This is a genomic window from Mesorhizobium ciceri WSM4083 (assembly GCF_000519305.1).
Lineage (GTDB): Bacteria > Pseudomonadota > Alphaproteobacteria > Rhizobiales > Rhizobiaceae > Mesorhizobium > Mesorhizobium ciceri_B.
Window position 1 is genome coordinate 1 of record NZ_JAFG01000043.1, and the last position, 1434, is coordinate 1434.

The 1434-nt window shown below is 58.4% G+C and carries 2 protein-coding genes and 2 pseudogenes; all 4 read left to right on the forward strand.

The features are described from left to right. The coding region (locus tag MESCI2_RS1000000138685; RefSeq protein WP_210164816.1) for a hypothetical protein at nucleotides 1-295 on the forward strand (295 nt) is incomplete at its 5' end. 283 nt (nucleotides 296-578) lie between these two features. Beyond that, nucleotides 579-845 carry a type II toxin-antitoxin system ParD family antitoxin gene (locus tag MESCI2_RS0125710; protein WP_027038984.1) on the forward strand — a complete coding sequence of 89 codons (267 nt, stop codon included), beginning with the start codon at nucleotides 579-581 and terminating at the stop codon, nucleotides 843-845. A gap of 3 nt (nucleotides 846-848) precedes the next feature. After that, nucleotides 849-1161: pseudogene (locus tag MESCI2_RS01000000135675) on the forward strand (type II toxin-antitoxin system RelE/ParE family toxin). A 51-nt stretch (nucleotides 1162-1212) separates the two neighbouring features. Further along, nucleotides 1213-1434, forward strand: a pseudogene (locus tag MESCI2_RS1000000138690) (hypothetical protein); the annotation flags it as partial.

Here is a 1434-nt window from a genome sequence, read left to right on the forward strand (position 1 = left end):
AACCCCAGCCCCCAGACAAAACCAATCCTCTCCCCAAAACCAAAGCAAAAACAGCCCGCATGGCACAATGCCCGCCGGCCCTTTGCGTTCAAGGGGCTGGCAAATGAAGCGCCCCAGCCGCCGCCATGACCGGATCAACCGAACCGGAGGCAGAAAAGACAAAGCCATCCGATCCTCGTGCCAGGCATCGGTGATGCCGGTGATGACTTGCAATCAAATACGAAATGAATTTGGTCGGGGTGGTGTTCTATTCAGCCGACTCTTTATGGCCACCCTCGGCCATGACAATGACTGATGACCGCGAATATCGACCTGCATGTGGATCCTCGATTGCGCCGGCGGTCGGGTGTGTCACTCCGCGATAGCCGCCAGTGCCGTTGGTCGAGCGGCCTGGAGGCATTGAAGCGACGCCTCGATCGTGCCGAATCAACTCAATCATGCCGAATCAAAGTGAAGGGCGCTTCTCTGCGGGATGAGTGGCGCAAGCTGTGGCATGGTCGAATCAGCCAATCTTGCTAATAGTTGACATCTATTGCCAGATTCGGAATTGCTCCCATATTCCCCGCAGGAGGTTGCCAATGCCAAATTACGCTTTGAATGACCACTACGAGAGCTTCATCAGGAAACAGCTTGAATCAGGCCGCTACAACAATGCCAGCGAGGTTGTCCGCGCGGGCCTGCGCATGCTCGAGGATTTCGAGGCGGAGCGGGAGAAATGGCTGCGCGACGAGATACCGGGGCGCCTGGCTGAACTCCGGCAGGATTCATCGAAGGGCGTCCCTGCCGAAACGGTTTTCTCCCGGCTGGAGGCGCGTCATCGCGCGAAGCAGGCGAAAGCCAAGTAGGGGATGGAGCACCAGATTGTCTTCCACCCAAAGGCGGAGTCTGAGCTGGAGCAACTCTACGATGATATAGCCGGACGTGCGTCCCCGGCGATCGCCTGGAATTTCATTGCGGGTATCCGCGACCATTGTCTCGGTCTGTCGACTTTTCCACAGCGGGGCACCGAGCGGGTCGGGATCATGCCTGGGCTGCGGATTGTTGGCTATCGCCGCGCCGTCAGCATTGCCTTCGCCGTCGAGGGTGGGCGGGTGCTGATCCCTGGGCATCTTCTACGCTGGCCGGGACATCACACCGGAATTGCTCAAGGGCCGGCTCTAAACGACGCTTCGGTGGGGAATTGCTCTGCAGCCATCGAGGCGCGGCAGGTTGATGGCGCACATCAGCGCCGAGATCTCGGGGGCGCATCACAGGAATGGCAGGCGGCAGAGCACCGCCCACAATTCAGCCAAGCCAACTCATGAATTTCGGCCCGGTGGATATCTCTACGAGAAATCGAAAAAACATTATGGATGTGTGTTGACAGTTGTCGTTGGTGGCGACTATATACGCCTCACGAACGAGGGCGGCTCGCCGCTGGCGACGAAGAAGTTT